The following is a 17,285-nucleotide window of genomic DNA, read 5'->3' as shown; positions in this document are numbered from 1 at the left end:
GACGTCCGATCAGCTCTTGGCCGACTTGATGCCGGTGAGTGTGCTGAAGCAGGTGTTGCGCGCAATGCCCAGAAATTCGCTGATATACGAGGTGTCGCTGTCTTCCGCGCGCACGGCCGCATAAAGCGTGCGCCAGACGCCCTGAGGGCCCAGGTGGCAGACGCGTAGCCAGCCCTGATTCAGATACTCGGCCAGTGCCCAGTTGGGCAGCGCGGCCACGCCGCGATTGCTGGCCACCAGCTGCGCAATGATCGGCGTGAGCTCGGCACGGCGAATGTGTGCGGGCTCGACATCGGCGGGATCCAGAAAGGCCGTAAACACGTCCAGCCGTTGCCGGTCGACGGGATAGGTGATGAGCGTCTGGTCCACCAGCTGCGAGGGCAGGATGTTGCGGCTGGTGGCGAGCGGATTGGCCTCGGACACGGCCAGCACGAGCTCGTACTTGAAGAGCGGCAGGTAGCTCACCGCGTCGAGCGGCTGCGGGTCGGACGTGATCACGAGATCCAGGTCACCGCGCACCAGCGCCGGCAGTGGTGCGAACGAGAATGCCGCCGACAGATCCAGCGCGACCTCCGGCCACTGCGCGCGAAACTCATCGAGCGCCGGCATCAGCCATTGAAAGCAGGAATGGCAGTCGATAGCCAGATGCAGCCGACCGGTGCGCCCGGCTGCAAGGCGCTGCAGTTCGCGTTCGGTGGCGCGCATGCGCGGCAGCACCTCGTCGGCCAAGGCCAGCACCCTCAAGCCCGCCGTGGTGAGGCGAGCCGGTCGCGTACGCCGATTGAGCAGCTGTGTTCCCAGACGGGTTTCAAGATCCCGAAGCTGGTGCGACAAGGCCGACTGCGTCAGGTGCAGCCGTTCAGCTGCCTCCTGAAGACTGCCTCCGTCCCGGATTGCGGACAGGGTTTCGAGGTGGCGGATTTCTAGCATCGGAGAGGCGGCGCGTCGGACGATGGCGGGATGATCGCTCAACCATGAGCAAAATTCAACAAATGTATGTAGAGATTGATTTTGGCTCACGTTGAACTGGTTGCAGAATACAGCCTTACCATGAACCAAACTTGTGTAAGGGTGCGATCCCATGATCATTATTCATAATCTGGGTTTCCCTCGCGTGGGGGCTCAGCGTGAGCTCAAGCGCGCTGTCGAGGCCTATTGGGCCGGGCAGCAGGACGCGGCGTCGCTGCGCGACACGGGCCGCGCCCTGCGCGCCGAGCATTGGCGTCTGCAGGCGTCCAACGGTCTGAAGTTCGTGCCGGTGGGAGACTTCGCCTGGTACGACCATATTCTCGAATGGACGACGCTCCTCGGGGCGGTGCCTGCCCGCTTTGGCCAGCCCGAACATGAGCCGGTCTCGCTGGACACCTTGTTCCGCATGGGCCGGGGGCGAGCACCGAGCGGCAAGCCGGCCGCCGCCTGCGAGATGACCAAGTGGTTCGACACCAACTACCACTACATCGTCCCGGAGCTGGCGCCCGGCCAAACCTTCCGCGTCGCGCGCGAAGACCTGTTCGCCCAGGTCAACGAGGCGCAGGCGCTGGGCTATGCCGCGAAGCCCGTCATTCCGGGCCCGCTGACGTGGCTGTGGCTGGGCAAAGGGGATGCGTTCGAGGGGCCGGGCAGCGTCGCGAAGCTGGAGTTGGTCGACGCGCTGCTACCCGTGTACCTCGAGGTGCTGCAGCGGTTTGGGGCCCAGGGCGTGGAGTGGGTCCAGATCGACGAGCCCATTCTCGCGCTCGATCTGCCCCAAGCCTGGCGCGATGCCTACGCGCGGGTCTATGCCGCGCTTACCGGCGCGCCGGTCAAGCTGATGCTCACCACCTACTTCGAGGGCCTGAAAGACAATCTGCAGACGGCGCTCGGTCTGCCCGTCGCGGGCCTGCACATCGATCTGGTCCGGGCGCCGGGGCAGCTGGCCGATGTGGTTGCCGGCATGCGCGACGGCCAGGTGCTGTCGGCTGGCGTGATCAGCGGCCGCAATATCTGGCGCACCGATCTGGACGCCGTGCTGAAGATGCTCGCGCCCGTGAGGCAGCAACTGGGCGAACGCCTGTGGCTGGCGCCGGCTTCGTCGCTACTGCATGTGCCGGTCGATCTGGCCCACGAAACCGACCTCGACCCTGAACTCAAAAGCTGGCTCTCCTTCGCCGCGCAAAAGCTCCAAGAGCTGAACCTGCTGGGTCGGGCCCTGCAGGGCGACGCCGACGCGGCGGTCGGCCAGGCGCTCGCCGGGCAGCGTGCGGCCTTGGCGGCCCGGGCGGCGTCGCCCCGCATCCACAACCCCGCGGTCGCCCGCCGGATGACAGCCGCCGCAGAGGTCAGCCGCGCCCGGGCGCCGTTCGCCGAGCGGATCGCGCGGCAGCAGGCGGACCTCGATCTGCCGGCGTTTCCCACCACCACGATCGGCTCGTTCCCGCAAACGGCCGAGATTCGCGCGCTGCGCCGCGACTGGAAGGCGGGGGCGCTCACGGACGCGGCCTACGAGGCGGCGATCCGCAAGGAAATCGAGCAGGTCATTCGCTTCCAGGAGAAGGTCGGCCTGGACGTGCTGGTGCACGGCGAGCCGGAACGCAACGACATGGTCGAGTACTTCGGTGAGCTCTTGGCCGGGTTTGCCTTCACGAAGAACGGCTGGGTGCAAAGCTACGGCTCTCGCTGCGTCAAGCCGCCCATTATCTTCGGCGACGTGGCGCGTCCGGCACCGATGACGGTCGGGTGGTCGTCGTATGCCCAGTCGCTCACCGACAAACCGGTCAAGGGCATGCTGACCGGCCCCGTCACGATTCTGCAGTGGTCGTTCGTGCGCGACGACCAGCCGCGCGAGGCCACCTGCCGGCAACTGGCGCTGGCGTTGCGCGACGAAGTGGTCGACCTCGAAAAGGCGGGCATCAAGGTCATACAGATCGACGAGCCGGCGATCCGGGAAGGTCTGCCGTTGCGCCGCGCCGACTGGAACGCCTATCTGGATTGGGCCGTCGACTGCTTCCGCCTGAGCACCGCCGGCGTGAGGGACGAGACGCAGATCCACACCCATATGTGCTACGCCGAGTTCAACGACATCATCCAGTCGATTGCCGCGATGGATGCCGACGTGATCACCATCGAGACCTCGCGCTCCAACATGGAGCTGCTCAAGGCCTTCGAAGACTTCCGCTATCCCAATGACATCGGTCCGGGGGTATACGACATTCACTCGCCGAATGTGCCCGAGGTCTCGTGGATGGTGGGTCTGATGCAGAAGGCCGCGAGCCGGCTGCCGAAAGAGCGGCTGTGGGTCAATCCGGATTGCGGCCTGAAGACGCGCGCCTGGCCCGAAACCGAGGCGGCGCTGCTGAGCATGGTCCAGGCGGCGCGCACGCTGCGCGACGCGGTTTAAAACCCTTCACGCAGTAGGGGCTAAGCGCGGAGAGGCCGCCTCTGCCGGGCGCCCTTACCACGCCGCAATGACCGCCGCCGGCGCCTCTCGGAGCGCGCCGGCGGTTTTTTGTGCGGGTGCGCGGGGTGAGCGCGGCGCGGCGAGATAAGACGCCGGGATGCGGAAGGGCTGCGTTATACTTTGTTGGTTTTGCTGCCTTGCGTCAAAGTCGTGCCAGCAGGCCCGTTCGTTATGCCCTTGCCATTGTCAGAAGTTTCGCGCCAACCCCTACACACGCGGTCCATCCGCGTGCAGTGCTATGGGCGCGACGACGGCTTATGGGATCTCGAGGCCGAGCTCATCGACGTGAAGGGATACGACTTCCTTACGCGTGACGGCGAAACCTTCAAGGCGGGCGACCCCATCCACCACATGCATCTGCGCATCACCATCGACGACGACTACAGCATCGTCGCGGCGGTCGCTGCCTACGATGCCGCGCCTTACGGCGGGTCCTGTATGGCGATCGCTGACGCCTACGAGGACCTGGTCGGAATGAACCTGCTCAAGGGGTTTCGGCGCCAGGTGAAAGAGCGCTTCGGTCATGTCGCGGGCTGTACGCACATGACCGAGCTCTCGCAGGTCTTGCCGACGGCGGCCGTCCAGATGATGGCCGGCCGGCGGCGCCAGAACAGTGCCAGTAATCCGGAGCGGCGTCCGTTCCAGCTGGACGGCTGCCATGCGCTGCGTACCGATGGCCCGGTCGTGCTCGCCTATTACCCTCAGTGGTATACGGGCGAGGCACAAGGCGAAACGGTCGCTGCGGTTTCCGATTCACCCTCTTTTTCTCATACGTCCTGACAGGTAACACATGAAAATCCACGAGTATCAAGGCAAGGAACTGCTGAAGCAATTTGGCGTCCCCGTGCCCCGCGGTATTCCCGCTCTTTCCGTCGACGAGGCTGTGGCTGCCGCTGAAAAGCTGGGTGGACCGGTCTGGGTCGTCAAGGCACAAATTCACGCGGGCGGCCGCGGCAAGGGTGGTGGCGTCAAGCTGGCACGCTCGCTCGACGACGTGCGCAAGCTGGCCTCCGAAATCCTGGGCATGCAGCTGATCACGCATCAGACCGGCCCCGAAGGTCAGAAGGTTCGTCGCCTGTACATCGAAGACGGCGCCGACATCCAGAAGGAATACTACGTCTCGCTGGTCACCGACCGTGCCACGCAGAGCGTTGCCTTCATCGCCTCCAGCGAAGGCGGCATGGACATCGAGGAAGTGGCTCACTCCACGCCCGAAAAGATCATCACCGAATACATCGATCCGCTGGCCGGCCTGACCGCCGAACAAGCCACCAAGATCGCCAACGCGATCGGCCTGCCCGCCGACTCGACCGCCCAGGCCGTCGACGTGTTCCAGAAGCTCTACAAGTGCTACATGGACACCGATGCCTCGCTGGTCGAAATCAACCCGCTGAACCGCGACAGCAAGGGCAACATCATCGCCCTGGACGCCAAGTTCAACTTCGACTCGAACGCCCTGTTCCGTCACCCGGAAATCGTGGCTTACCGCGACCTCGACGAAGAAGATCCCGCTGAAATCGAAGCCAGCAAGTTCGACCTGGCCTACATCCAGCTCGACGGCAACATCGGCTGCCTGGTGAACGGCGCCGGTCTGGCCATGGCCACCATGGACACCATCAAGCTGTTCGGCGGCGAGCCGGCCAACTTCCTGGACGTGGGCGGTGGCGCCACGGCCGAGAAGGTCACCGAAGCCTTCAAGATCATGCTCAAGAACAAGGGCGTGAAGGCCATTCTGGTCAACATCTTCGGCGGCATCATGCGCTGCGACGTCATTGCCGAAGGCGTGATCGCCGCGTGCAAGGCCGTCAACCTGAGCGTGCCGCTGGTCGTCCGCATGAAGGGCACCAACGAAGAGCTCGGCAAGAAGATGCTGGCCGAATCGGGCCTGCCCATCATCAGCGCTGACACGATGGCCGAAGCCGCGACCCAAGTTGTCGCCGCTGCCAAGTAAAAAATTGCCAAGGATTCACAAATGTCGATTCTGATCAACAAGGACACCAAAGTCATCACCCAGGGCATCACGGGCAAGACGGGCCAGTTCCACACCCGTATGTGCCGTGAGTACGCCAATGGCAAAGCCGCCTTCGTGGCCGGCGTGAACCCCAAGAAGGCCGGGGAAGACTTCGAAGGTATCCCCATCTACGCCTCCGTCAAGGACGCCAAGCAAGACACCGGCGCCACCGTGTCGGTGATCTACGTGCCGCCCGCGGGCGCTGCCGCCGCCATCTGGGAAGCCGTCGAGGCCGAACTGGATCTGGCGATCTGCATCACCGAAGGCATCCCCGTCCGTGACATGCTCGAGCTGCGCAACCGCATGAAGGCCAAGGGCAGCAAGACGCTGCTGCTGGGCCCGAACTGCCCGGGTCTGATCACCCCCGACGAAATCAAGATCGGCATCATGCCGGGCCACATCCACCGCAAGGGCCGCATCGGCATCGTCAGCCGCTCCGGCACCCTGACGTACGAAGCCGTGGCTCAAGTGACCGAACTGGGTCTGGGCCAGTCGAGCGCCGTCGGCATTGGTGGCGATCCCATCAACGGCCTGAAGCACGTCGACGTCCTGAAGCTGTTCAATGACGATCCCGACACCGACGCCGTCATCATGATCGGCGAAATCGGCGGTCCGGACGAAGTCAACGCCGCTCAGTGGGCCAAGGACAACATGAAGAAGCCGGTCGTCGGCTTCATCGCGGGTGTCACCGCCCCTCCGGGCAAGCGCATGGGCCACGCCGGCGCGCTGATCTCGGGCGGCGCCGACACGGCCGACGCCAAGCTGGAAGTGATGGAAGCGTGCGGTATCCGTACCACGCGCAATCCGTCGGAAATGGGCAAGCTGCTCAAGTCGGTGCTGTAAAGCGCTGGCTGGATCGATCCCAGCTCCAGGAAACCCGCCTTCACAGGCGGGTTTTTTTTCGCCTTGCGAGGCGTGGGCGACCGCGGTATCGGGGATTTCCCGAGGATGTGTGTGGGTGGTGCGCGCTGAAAGGCTGTGGACAGATTGGCGAAACTATAATGAAAGGGTAGGGCATTCTCCCTATCCCTCCCATGCACCCATAACAATTGCCGTCCGGCTCGCGCTGGACAAGACGGCGGCCCGTGCATGCTGGGCACCTTCCACCCATAAAACCTAGGGGATCATCTAGGAAAGAGAGGCATGGAACTCAGTTCTGCAGCATTCTGGATCGCACTGCTCCAGATCATTTGGGTCAACATTCTGCTGTCGGGCGACAACGCCGTCGTCATCGCACTGGCCGCCAGATCGTTGCCCCCGCAACAACAAAAGAAAGCGATCGTCGTCGGCTCCGCCGCCGCGATCATCATGCGTATCGTGCTGACCCTGGTCGCCGCCAAACTGCTGATGCTGCCCTGGCTCAAGCTGGTCGGCGCGCTGCTTCTGGTCTATATCGGCGTGACGCTGCTGTTGCCCGAGGGCGACGAAGACGGCGCGGGTAAAGAGCACGGAGGCCTCATGGCCGCCATCCGCACCATCATGATCGCCGACCTGGTGATGAGCCTCGACAACGTCGTGGCCGTGGCCGCCGCCGCCATGGGTGATACCACGCTCCTGGTGCTGGGTCTTGCCATCAGCATTCCGCTCGTCATCTTCGGCAGCACGCTCCTCCTTAAAGTCATTGAACGCTTCCCCGTCATCGTATGGGTGGGCGCGGCATTGCTCGGCTTCATCGCGGGCGAACTGCTGGTCGGTGACCCTGTTTTGCAGGAGCCCGTGGCGCGCATCGATGCCGCGTTGGGCATGTCTCAACATCACTTCGCGATGCTTACCGGTGTCGTCGGCGCGGTGGTTGTTCTGGCCCTCGGCAAGCTGTTTTTGTTGCGCCAGCAACGAACCTGAATGCAAGCTGAATCAAAGCTTTGCGCCAACTTAATGACGCAAAGCTGAACTACAATAGCGGGCTGCGCCGATCCCTTTCCCTACGTCGGAATGGGGACGGACGCCCGGGTGGATTGCCCGGCGTTCCGGAAGTCGGAATATCCATACATAACACCGTTAGGGGTTTACAAAGTGCTCGAGTTTTTCCAAACGCTGAGCTGGTCGGCGGTCTTCCAGATCATCCTGATCGACATCCTGCTCGGCGGCGATAACGCCGTTGTCATCGCATTGGCTTGTCGCAACCTGGCGCCCAAGCAGCGCATGCAAGGCATCCTGTGGGGCACCGCAGGCGCCATCATTCTGCGCGTCGTGCTGATCGCCTTCGCACTCACTTTGCTGAACATTCCCTTCCTGAAGGTCGTCGGCGGTCTGCTGCTGCTCTGGATCGGCGTCAAGCTGCTGGTGCCCGAGGACGACGCCCACGGCAACGTCCAGGGCGGCACGTCCATCATCGCGGCCATCAAGACCATCATCGTGGCCGACTTCGTGATGAGCCTGGACAACGTCATCGCCATTGCCGGCGCCGCGCAGGGCGCCGACGAAGCCCACCAGCTCGGCCTGGTGATCTTCGGCCTGGTCGTGAGCGTGCCCATCATCATCTGGGGCAGCACGCTGGTTCTGAAGCTGATCGACCGCTATCCGCTGGTCGTCACGTTCGGCGCCGCGCTGCTGGGCTGGATCGCCGGTGGCATGCTGATTACCGATGTGTTTGTCGTGCGTCAATTTGGCGAGCAGCCGCAGACGGTTAAAATTGCCGCTGAAGTTATCGGCGCGGTGCTGGTCATTGTCCTGGGACGGTGGATCGCAAGCCGCAAAAAAACCGCCTCCAAGGAATCCGCACATGAGTCTGCGTAGGACCCAAAACGCCCAACAAACCGAATCCGGCCTGAGCCTCCTGCAGGGCCTGTTCGTCCTCGCCATCATCGGCGTGGTTGTTTCGATCGTCGTCTCGTCGTTCATCTGACGTTCGTCGTGCCCGATCCGCAACGCCTGGTCATCGCGACCCGTGCGAGCCGGCTTGCCCTGTGGCAAGCCGAGCACGTACGTGATCGGCTTCGCACGCTGTACCCCGCGTGCGAAGTCGAACTCCTCACCCTCACCACCCGCGGCGACCAGATTCTGGATCGCACCCTGTCCAAGGTCGGTGGCAAAGGGCTGTTCGTCAAAGAGCTCGAAACGGCGCTCCTCGATGGACGCGCCGATCTGGCCGTCCATTCGCTCAAGGATGTCCCGGTCGACCTCCACGCGCCGTTCGCGCTGTCGACCGTGCTCGAGCGTGCCGACCCGCGTGACGCCTTCGTGTCCAACGACTATCCCGACCTGGCTTCCCTGCCGGCCGGCGCCGTCGTGGGCACGTCGAGCCTGCGCCGCGAATCTCAGATCCGCGCGCAGTTTCCGCATCTGGTCGTCAAGCCGCTGCGTGGCAACCTCGATACCCGCCTGGGCAAGCTCGATAACGGCGACTATGCCGCCATCGTGCTGGCCGCCGCCGGGCTCGAGCGTCTCGGGCTGCTGTCGCGCATCCGGGGCCGCCTCGATCCGATCGACAGCCTGCCGGCCGCCGGCCAGGGCGCGCTCGGCATCGAGATCCGCGCCGACCGGGCCGACATGCAGGCCTGGCTGGCGCCGCTGGCCTGCGCCGCCACCACGGCGTGCGTCACGGCCGAGCGCGCGGTCTCGCGCGAGCTGGGCGGTTCCTGCCAGGTGCCGTTGGCCGCCTACGCCGAGATCGAAGGCGACTCCCTGCATCTGCGCGCGCTCGTGGCTTCGCCCGACGGACAGCGCATCGTGCGTGCCGAACACCGTGGGCTTCCGGCCCAGGCCGAGGGCATCGGCCTGACCGCGGCACGCGAACTGCTGACGGGCGGCGCCGACCAGATCCTGGCCGAGCTGCTGCGCCCCGAATCAGACCCGCAGTAACACCACGGCTCGCGCTCAGCGCGCGGGCCGGTCTGTTCGCATGCTGGAGTTTTCGATGGCGCCTCTCGCGATCCTGACGCGGCCGGATGGCCGCAACGACACGCTGGCGGCTCGCCTGGACGCCGCGGGCTGGCGCACGCACGGCTGGCCGGCGCTCGCGCTGGCGCCGATGCCGCGGCAGTCGCCTCTGCCGGAGCCGGCCGACTTCGATCTCGTGGTGTTTGTCAGCGGCAACGCGGCCCGGCTGTTCTTCGATGCGTGGCGCGCCCAGGGCGCGTCGGCTTGGCCGGCGGCGACGGCGGCGGCCACCGTCGGGCCGGCCAGCGCGGCCGCGCTGCACGAATCCGGCCTTTTTGGCACGAATACAACAGTGATTCATCCGCCCGCGGCGGCCCCGCGGCACGATTCCGAAGCGCTCTGGGAGCTGCTGCGGCAGCGGCCCATGCCGCGCCGCGTGTTGATCGTGCGCGGCACCGAAGGGCGCGAGTGGCTGGCGGAGCGCTTGCGCGAGGCCGGGGCGGAGGTGGTGCCGTGCGCCATCTATCGTCGTGTGCCCTGCGAGTGGGACGACGCCCGGCTGGCGCTATTGCAGGAGTGGGCCGCGCAGGATCGTCCTCACACCTGGCTTCTGACCAGCGGCGAGGGCATCGCGGCGGTCGCCGCCAACATCGATCGTGCCGGCGTACGCGCGTGGTGGCTGCGCGGCAGGGCGGTGGTCACGCACCCCTCGTTGGCGCAAACGCTGGCCGGTGGCGGCTGGAACGGGGCTCTGGTAAAAGATTGCATACCTGCCGATGAGGCGATATTCGCGGCTTTTGTTGCTGGTTGAATCGTCGTTTTAGGCCATCACCGAATACAATCGCGTCATGACAGACAACACCTCTTCTATACCGCCGGCACCCGTGCCGGCCCGTCCTGGCGAGAGTGCTGCGACGCCAGACGTATCAACGTCCCAGCGTGCCAAACCGGCTCGCGGCAAGCGGACCGGCGGCACGTTGATCACCGCCTTCATCATCGTGGTCATTCTGGCGGGCGCCCTGGGCGCCGGTCTGTGGGCCCAGCGCAAGCAATTCATGTCGTCCGGCCGCGAAGTCGCCGCCCGACTCGACCAGCTCACGCGCGACCTCACCCAATCCCGCAACGACACGCGCGAGGCGCTGGCGCTGGCCCAGGCCCAGGCGGGCAAGGTCGCCGAGCTCGAGACGCGTGTGCGCGAGGCGCAGAGTCAGGCCCAGACGCTGCAGCAGGCGCTGCAGAACCTCAACGACGGCACCAGCGACGAAATGCTGGCCAACGACATCGAGCGACTCGTGACGATCGCCAGCCAGCAACTGCGTCTGGCCGGTAATGTCGGTAACGCGATTGTCGCGCTCGAGACGGCCCAGGGCCGGCTTGCCCGCGCCGACCGTCCGCGTTTCGCCAGCCTGCAGCAAAGCCTCAACGGCGATCTCGATCGCCTGCGTGCGGTGCCCACGGTCGACATCCCCGGTCAATCGGCTCGCATCGAGCGTCTGGTGGCGCTCGTGAACCGCGCGCCGCTGCTCGTGCCCGACGCCGCCGCGCCCAATGGCACCACCGATACCCCGGCCGCCGCGCGCGTGCCGGTGCCCGCGGCCAGCGCGCCGGCGTTGCCGGCCGACGCGGTTTGGTGGGAGCGCTGGCGTGCCGAGATCACGTCCTGGCCGGGCCGGGCGGGATCCGCGCTCGCCCACGAACTCGGCGATCTGATTTCGGTGCAACGCGCCGATGCGCCCGCCGCGCTGCTGCTGTCGCCCGAGCAGGCCGAGCAGGTCCGCTCGACCCTGCGCCAGCGTCTGCTGACCGTGCAACTGTCCATGCTGATGCGTCAATCCACCGTCTGGAAGAGTGAGCTCGAGACGGTCGCCGACACGCTGTCCCGTTACTTCGACGGCCGTGCCGCCGACACGCAGGCCGCCCTCACGCTCGCGCGTGATCTGGCCCAGACGGACATCGCCGTGCGCGTGCCCGACGTGGCCGACAGCCTGAACAACATCGCCGCCCTGCGCGCGGCGGGGTTCAAGACTGACGACGGGCAGGACTGACGCATGCGTACCTGGTTCTGGACCCTGCTGTTGGCCGTGGTGGCCGTCGCGCTGGCGGTCACGCTGCGCGCCCATCCCGGCAATGTGCTGATCCTCGTTTCGCCGTGGCGGATCGAGCTTTCGCTTACCCTGGCCGTCTTGCTGCTGGTCGCCGCCTTCGTCGTTCTCTACGTCGGTCTGCGGGTGCTGGCCTGGCTGCTGGCGATTCCGCATCGTCTGCGTGCCTGGCGCGGCCGCCGCGCCCAGGCGCGCGACCACGAGCTCCTCGAACGCGGTTGGATCGAGCTGCTCGAAGGCCGTTTCGCACACGCCGAAAAAGACCTCACCAAGCTGCTCGACCAGACCCGCGAGGGTAGCCGCCGTGTCCTTGCCGCCTTGTCGGCGGCACGGGCCGCGCACGGGCTCGGCGAATTCGAGCGCCGCGATCGCATGCTCGAGGCCGCCCGCGAACACGCGGGCGACGACGCCGGTCTGCACGAGGCCGTGGCCACGGTTGCCGCCGATATGCTGCTCGATCAGGGCGAGGCCGAGCGCGCCCTGGCGGTGCTGGCACCGCTGCAAGACGGCGGCGCGCGCCACCTGCACACCATGCGCCTGCTGCTGCGCGCCGAAACCGCGTTGGGCCATCAAGAGCGCGTGTTCGTGCTGGCGCGTGGCCTGTCGCGCCGCAACGCCCTGGCCAAGACCGAAGCCGAATCGCTGATCGATACGGCCGGCGCCGCGCGCTTGCGCGCCGGCATCGCCACCGACGAGTGGCGTGCCATCTGGAAAGACCTCAAGTCCGAAGAGCGCCTGCTGCCCAATATCGCGCTGGTGGGATCGCAGGCGTTCGACGCCGCCGGCGAGCACAACGACGCCGCCAAGATTCTCGAGGCCGCGATCGAAACCCGCTTCGACCCGGTGCTGGTTGCCGCTTACGCCCGCTGCGATGCCGAGCAGGTGCCGCGCCGTCTGGCCAAGGCCGAGACCTGGCTGCAGAAGCGCCCGACCGACACCGATCTGCTCAGCGCGCTGGGCATGCTGTGTCTGAACGGCCAACTCTGGGGTCAAGCCGAACGCTATCTGCAGCGCAGCCTCGCGCGCCGCAACGATCCCCAGACCCACGCGCTGCTGGGCAGTCTCTACGACCGCCTGAATCGTCCCGCGGACGCCGTGCGGCATTGGCGCCTGGCCACCGCGGCCCGCATGGCGTTGCCGGTGCTGGCGACCGACGCCGCGTTGCCGGCGGCCGACCTGGGTGCCGATCCTGCGCACCTCGACGCCGAAGGGGGCTACGAGCCGGGCGATATCGATTACTACGGCGCGGTGTCCGCCGGCGCTGCCGCCGACGCCGCCACAGAGGATCGCGAGCCCGTTGTCGCGGCCTCCGCGGTCGACTACGTGCTCGATCCCGATGCGCGCACGGCCGGCCGGCCGGCGCCGCAGCCCGAGGAGCTTGCCGCGGCTGCCGTGCCGGTGCGCTCGGCGGTCGACATCGAAGACTACTTCGACAGCGCTCCGATTCCGGTGACCGCCCTCGAGGCACCGCTGCACAGCCTGCCTGCTGAAGCCGACCCGGTCGGCGCGCGGCAGGCGCCGGGCGAGGCCGCCCGCAAGAACGACAAAGCCTGATTTTCCACAGACCCATTACTCGCTAAGCAAGGTTCCACTATGAGTCTCGATCGCGTCGCGCCCGGCAAGAAGCTGCCGGAAGATTTCAACGTCATCATCGAAATCCCGATGAATGCCGATCCCGTCAAGTACGAAGTCGACAAAGACACCGGCGCCATTTTCGTGGACCGCTTCATGCTGACGGCCATGCACTATCCGTGCAACTACGGCTACATCCCCCAGACCCTCTCCGACGATGGTGACCCCGCCGACGTGCTGGTCCTGACCCCGTTCCCGATCCAGATCGGCGCCGTCGTGCGTTGCCGCGCCATCGGCGTGCTCGAAATGGACGACGAGTCGGGCGGCGATGCCAAGCTGCTGGCCGTGCCGATCGAAAAGCTGTACCCCCCGTACCGCAACATCAAGTCGTACGAGGATCTGCCCACCGAAGACGTGGCCCGCATCCAGCACTTCTTCGAGCACTACAAGGATCTCGAGAAGGGCAAGTGGGTGAAGGTCAAGGGTTGGAAGGGCGTGGACGCCGCTCACGAAGAAATCGTGAAGAGCGCCGAGCGCTACAACAAGGGCCAGGCCTGATATTCAGGTTTTGGTCAAAAAAAGCGGCGAGAAATCGCCGCTTTTTTTGCGTGCGCACCGACCCGCGCTGCCGCGCTTCGGCCCGCCGCTCGAATCGGGATACACTCGCGCATTGCTCCACCCCCATCGTTTACCGACCGCGGGCGGCTCTCGCCGGCCGTGGCCTCACCGAGGTTTTCGAACATGGAATACGTCATTCAGCCCGCGCCCGTCGCGTCCGTTCCCGTGGCCGGCAGCAACGCAAGCTTCCCGGTGCGCCGCGTCTATTGCGTCGGCCGCAACTACGCCGAACACGCCAAGGAAATGGGCTTTACCGGCCGTGAAGACCCTTTCTTCTTCTGCAAGCCCGCCGATGCGCTGCTGACCGTGGCCGATGGCGAAACGGGCGAGATGCCGTACCCGTCCAAGACCAGCAATCTGCACTACGAAATGGAACTGGTCGTGGTGCTGGGCAAGGGTGGCAAGGACATCCCGGTCGATCAGGCCAATGACTGCATCTGGGGCTATGCCCTCGGTCTGGACATGACCCGCCGCGATCTGCAGGGCGAGGCCAAGAAGCAGGGCCGGCCTTGGGAAGTGGGCAAGGCGTTCGATCATTCCGCGCCGATTGGCCCGGTGCATCCGCGCAGCGTGACCGGCACGATCGACACGGGCGCGATCTGGCTCGACGTCAATGGCACGCGCAAGCAATCGAGCGATCTGGCGCAGATGATCTGGAACATTCCCGAGAGCATTTCGTATCTCTCCGGCCTGTTCGAACTGCAGCCGGGCGACATCATTTTCACGGGCACACCCGAAGGGGTGGGCGCGGTGGTCAAGGGCGACGTCATCACGGGCGGCGTCGAGGGTTTGGGCGAACTGCGCGTGCGCATCGCCTGACTTTGTCTTTTCAGGGAGCGTTAACGTATGCGCAGCAAGATCGTGCTGACGGCCTTCGTGGTATTCGGATTCGTACTTCAAGGCTGCAACACGATGGCTGGTATGGGAAAGGATGTGTCCCGTGCCGGTAATGCCATCACTCATGCCGCCGAGAAATAAGACCAGCGACTAAGTCGCTTCGTCGTATTCAGACGGCCGACCCCTTGCCTTTACGGGCAAGGGGTTTTTATTTGGCCGAACGCCCGCCCGGCCGCGCCGCCTCGGTATCTACGCATAGTCGGGGACTCATCCGCGGCGGCATCCTGGCACCTCGATCCTTCTCCTGAGGTGTGCCATGCAAGCTTCCCTTCCAATGCGCCGCGCCCTTCGTCAGCGCGGCCAGGCGATGACCGAATACATCGTCATCGTCGCGCTCATCGCGGTCGCGGCGATCGCGGTCTACCAGCTATTCGGTCAGGTCGTGCGCGCCCAGACCGCCGCCATGGCACGCGAGCTGGCGGGCGAAGACGGCACCGCGCAGGCGCGCCAGGCGCAGAGCGCGGCGGGCAAGGCGGCCGATCAGACCAAGTCGCGTTCCCTCAAGGCCTACACCGGAAACGCCGCGGCGGCCAAATGAGCACGTCCTGCGTCACGGCTACGCCCCGTGTGATCATCGTGATCGATGCGCGCCCGGTGGCGGGCGCAGAGCAAGGCCAGGCGCTGGTGTTGGGCCTGGTGTTGCTGGCGGTCGTCACCGCGGCCTGGGCGGGTTCCGCCGCCATCGGCCGCGTCGCCGGCGCCAGCACGCGGCTCGTTCACGTGGCCGATGCCGCGGTCTATAGCGGCGCGCTGGTGCAGGCGCGCGCGCTCAATCTGGTCGCCTACATCAACCGGGCGCAGATCGCGCATCAGGTGGCCCTTGCTCATCTCGCCACCGTGGCCAGCTGGAATGCCTTTGCCAGCACGCAGGCGCGGCAGTCCAGCCGGCGCAATCCGCCGGCTACGCTCATCGGCGGTTTGTTCGGGCCCAGCTTCGGTTGGGCGTATGGCCGCGCCCGCGATGGCGGTGTGTCGCCCGAGGCGGTGCGCGCCGCGGCCACGCGCCACGATGCCATCGTGCACGACGTGCTGCTGCAGGCCGCGCGGCATCAGCTGCGCGACACGCCCTCGCTGCGTGATCAGATCGTGCAGGCCGTGCTCAGCGCCAACGACGATAGTGGCCTTCCGCTCACGTTCTCGGTCTTGCGTGATGGCTGGGCCGGCACTGTCGTCGAACACGACGCGCGCTCATCCAAAGGTTTGCGGCCCCTCGCGCTCGACGCCGCGGGTCGCTACGGCCTGCTGTTCCCGCGCGACCGCACCGAGCGCAGTCCATGGATTGTCTACAAGTGGTGCCCCTGGATGCGCCACGAGTTGCGGCGCATGGGCCAGACCATGCTGGGCCGCGACGGCCGCTGGGCTTCGGCGGACACGCAGTCATTCCATTCGCTGCGATTCAACAAGTGGCGAGGCTGCTATCACCGCGAATACCCGATGGGCTGGGCGCAGGTGGGCGGCGCGGGGGGCGACCGCGTCATGCCGGCCGTCACTGCCAAAAACGGCTGGCGGCTCGTCGAGATCGCGCGCCACGGGCCCATCACGCGGCTGCTCTCCGGCAATCCGATGGCGCAGTGGCGCGGTTTTGCCGAGTCCTGGGCACTGCCGGGCCGAGGCCTGCCGGCCATGCATGGGCTATCCAATACGGCAGGGCCCACCCTCATCATCCGCGTGCAGGGCGCCGTGGCGCAGAGCGATGCCGCGCGCCCGGGTGGCGCGCCTGCCTCGCTGGCCTGGCGTTGGCGCTTGCCCGCGCTCGATGACATGCCGCTGTCGCATACGGTGGCGGCACAGGCGTATCTCGCACTGCCGCCCGGACGTCAGGGGCTGGAGCCCGCGCAGCTGTCGGCCTTGTTGCGCCCTTACTGGATGGCTCGGCGAGTGGCGGTGCCGGGCAGCCTGTCCGTCGCGCCCGCGCGGCCTGCCACAAAGGCGCAGCCATGAGCACGATGGGCTTGCGCATGATGCCGCCGGGCGGGCCTCATGGCGTTGTCTCTGCTACCGCACGGGCGCCAGGATGGCACCATGGGCACGGTGCTCAGCGCGGCCAGGCGCTGACCGAGATGTTGCTCATTGGCGGGCTGTTGGTGCTGTGCTGGCATGCGTTCGAGTATCTGCACCACATGCGTGAGCGTGCCTTTCACGCAAACCAGGCGGCACGGCTCGGCGCTTTCGCGTTGGCTGCCGGTGCACCCGCGACACATCTGTTCGCAAGAGGTGCGAAGTCGCCCGTGGCGATCGAGGCCATAGGCGCCGCATCGCCGGGCCCGAGCACGGCGGTGCCGCCGTCGGAACCGCGAGCTCACCGCATGCCTTCGTCATTCGTGCCCTCGGCGCGTGCCATCGCGGCCGATTGGCTCGCCGTGCCGCCAGGCATGATGGGCGCACGGGCGCGCCTGCCGTTGCCGGCCGTACCCGCGGCCGTGCGTGGCGGGCCGCATCGCCCCGCGAGCCTGGCGGGCACCGGCAACGAAATCAGCTTTGCGAGCGCGCAGCCGCAGCGCCGTCTGCTTCTCGTTGCGCGCGCGGGGCATGCCCCTGGGATGGCACAAACGCAGCAGCGTCTGGGTCGCTCACGCAGCGCTTGGCGGGCGGCCGCCGATCGCAGCATCGCGCTGTCGCGTCAGGGGGCAGCGGTCGGGGAGCCCGTCGACAAACCCTGGCACGCGCGCAAGCTCAACACCGATTGGCTGGCGCCCTGGTCGGATCTGATCCGTGCTCCGGGCGACAGGGGGCAACCATGACCATCGCGCGCAGCCCGATAGCGAGGCATGCGGGGCGGCACGCCGGGAGCCCGGGCGCGCCGCGGCATCCCACCCTTATGCAAGGCGCG

The 17,285-nt window shown here is 66.3% G+C and carries 18 protein-coding genes; 17 read left to right on the top strand and 1 reads right to left on the bottom strand.

All coding sequences use genetic code 11. From position 1 onward, the window contains the following. Nucleotides 1-9: 9 nt before the first annotated feature. Complete coding sequence (locus tag CAL25_RS12255) at nt 10-930, bottom strand: LysR family transcriptional regulator (RefSeq protein WP_094800366.1); 921 nt, start codon at nt 928-930, stop codon at nt 10-12. A 151-nt stretch (nt 931-1,081) separates the two neighbouring features. On the opposite strand from CAL25_RS12255, the gene metE reads away from it, so the two are divergent. The 17 genes from metE to CAL25_RS12175 all read left to right on the top strand — a co-directional run bounded on the left by metE (nt 1,082) and on the right by CAL25_RS12175 (nt 17,196). Next, complete coding sequence (metE, locus tag CAL25_RS12250; protein ID WP_094800364.1) at nt 1,082-3,376, top strand: 5-methyltetrahydropteroyltriglutamate--homocysteine S-methyltransferase; 2,295 nt, start codon at nt 1,082-1,084, stop codon at nt 3,374-3,376. A gap of 231 nt (nt 3,377-3,607) precedes the next feature. Further along, nucleotides 3,608-4,216 (top strand): DUF2889 domain-containing protein, encoded by a 609-nt coding sequence (locus CAL25_RS12245; protein WP_094800362.1) that lies wholly within the window; start codon nt 3,608-3,610, stop codon nt 4,214-4,216. A 10-nt stretch (nt 4,217-4,226) separates the two neighbouring features. Further along, entirely contained in the window at nt 4,227-5,387 is a 1,161-nt protein-coding gene (sucC, locus tag CAL25_RS12240) for an ADP-forming succinate--CoA ligase subunit beta (protein WP_094800360.1), read from the top strand. A 21-nt stretch (nt 5,388-5,408) separates the two neighbouring features. Next, the gene (gene sucD, locus CAL25_RS12235; protein WP_094800358.1) at nt 5,409-6,290 is read left to right on the top strand and encodes a succinate--CoA ligase subunit alpha; all 882 of its coding nucleotides are present in this window, start codon (nt 5,409-5,411) and stop codon (nt 6,288-6,290) included. A gap of 300 nt (nt 6,291-6,590) precedes the next feature. Then, nucleotides 6,591-7,289, top strand: a complete 699-nt coding sequence (locus CAL25_RS12230) for a TerC family protein (protein ID WP_094800356.1) — start codon at nt 6,591-6,593, stop codon at nt 7,287-7,289. A 171-nt stretch (nt 7,290-7,460) separates the two neighbouring features. Then, nucleotides 7,461-8,183, top strand: coding sequence for a TerC family protein (locus CAL25_RS12225; RefSeq protein WP_094800354.1), 723 nt, complete (start codon nt 7,461-7,463; stop codon nt 8,181-8,183). Beyond that, the gene (locus CAL25_RS24520) at nt 8,170-8,292 is read left to right on the top strand and encodes a hypothetical protein (protein WP_255176093.1); all 123 of its coding nucleotides are present in this window, start codon (nt 8,170-8,172) and stop codon (nt 8,290-8,292) included. The genes CAL25_RS12225 and CAL25_RS24520 overlap by 14 nt, the downstream gene beginning before the upstream one ends. A gap of 8 nt (nt 8,293-8,300) precedes the next feature. Next, complete coding sequence (hemC, locus tag CAL25_RS12220) at nt 8,301-9,248, top strand: hydroxymethylbilane synthase (protein WP_094800352.1); 948 nt, start codon at nt 8,301-8,303, stop codon at nt 9,246-9,248. A gap of 55 nt (nt 9,249-9,303) precedes the next feature. Beyond that, the gene (locus CAL25_RS12215) at nt 9,304-10,077 is read left to right on the top strand and encodes a uroporphyrinogen-III synthase (RefSeq protein ID WP_094800350.1); all 774 of its coding nucleotides are present in this window, start codon (nt 9,304-9,306) and stop codon (nt 10,075-10,077) included. Nucleotides 10,078-10,114: 37 nt separating this feature from the next. Continuing rightward, nucleotides 10,115-11,311: a uroporphyrinogen-III C-methyltransferase gene (locus CAL25_RS12210; protein ID WP_094800348.1), complete on the top strand. Its 1,197-nt coding sequence runs from the start codon at nt 10,115-10,117 to the stop codon at nt 11,309-11,311. Between the two features lie 3 nt (nt 11,312-11,314). Continuing rightward, nucleotides 11,315-12,922, top strand: a complete 1,608-nt coding sequence (locus CAL25_RS12205; RefSeq protein WP_094800346.1) for a heme biosynthesis HemY N-terminal domain-containing protein — start codon at nt 11,315-11,317, stop codon at nt 12,920-12,922. 39 nt (nt 12,923-12,961) lie between these two features. After that, nucleotides 12,962-13,498 carry an inorganic diphosphatase gene (gene ppa, locus CAL25_RS12200; RefSeq protein WP_094800344.1) on the top strand — a complete coding sequence of 179 codons (537 nt, stop codon included), beginning with the start codon at nt 12,962-12,964 and terminating at the stop codon, nt 13,496-13,498. Between the two features lie 183 nt (nt 13,499-13,681). After that, nucleotides 13,682-14,377 carry a fumarylacetoacetate hydrolase family protein gene (locus CAL25_RS12195; RefSeq protein WP_094800342.1) on the top strand — a complete coding sequence of 232 codons (696 nt, stop codon included), beginning with the start codon at nt 13,682-13,684 and terminating at the stop codon, nt 14,375-14,377. Between the two features lie 27 nt (nt 14,378-14,404). Next, entirely contained in the window at nt 14,405-14,536 is a 132-nt protein-coding gene (locus tag CAL25_RS12190; RefSeq protein ID WP_094800340.1) for an entericidin A/B family lipoprotein, read from the top strand. A gap of 175 nt (nt 14,537-14,711) precedes the next feature. Then, on the top strand, nt 14,712-14,993 hold the full coding sequence (locus CAL25_RS12185) for a hypothetical protein (protein WP_432759237.1): 282 nt from the start codon (nt 14,712-14,714) through the stop codon (nt 14,991-14,993). Next, nucleotides 14,990-16,396 carry a hypothetical protein gene (locus tag CAL25_RS12180; protein ID WP_094800336.1) on the top strand — a complete coding sequence of 469 codons (1,407 nt, stop codon included), beginning with the start codon at nt 14,990-14,992 and terminating at the stop codon, nt 16,394-16,396. The genes CAL25_RS12185 and CAL25_RS12180 overlap by 4 nt, the downstream gene beginning before the upstream one ends. Next, a complete protein-coding gene (locus CAL25_RS12175; protein WP_141217926.1) occupies nt 16,393-17,196 on the top strand; it encodes a hypothetical protein in 804 nt (267 codons plus the stop codon). The genes CAL25_RS12180 and CAL25_RS12175 overlap by 4 nt, the downstream gene beginning before the upstream one ends. Nucleotides 17,197-17,285: the final 89 nt, after the last annotated feature.

Source organism: Bordetella genomosp. 5 (assembly GCF_002261315.1).
Taxonomy (GTDB): Bacteria; Pseudomonadota; Gammaproteobacteria; order Burkholderiales; family Burkholderiaceae_B; genus Bordetella.
Note: the sequence above shows the minus strand (reverse complement) of the source record. Positions and strands in the feature narration are given on the sequence as shown.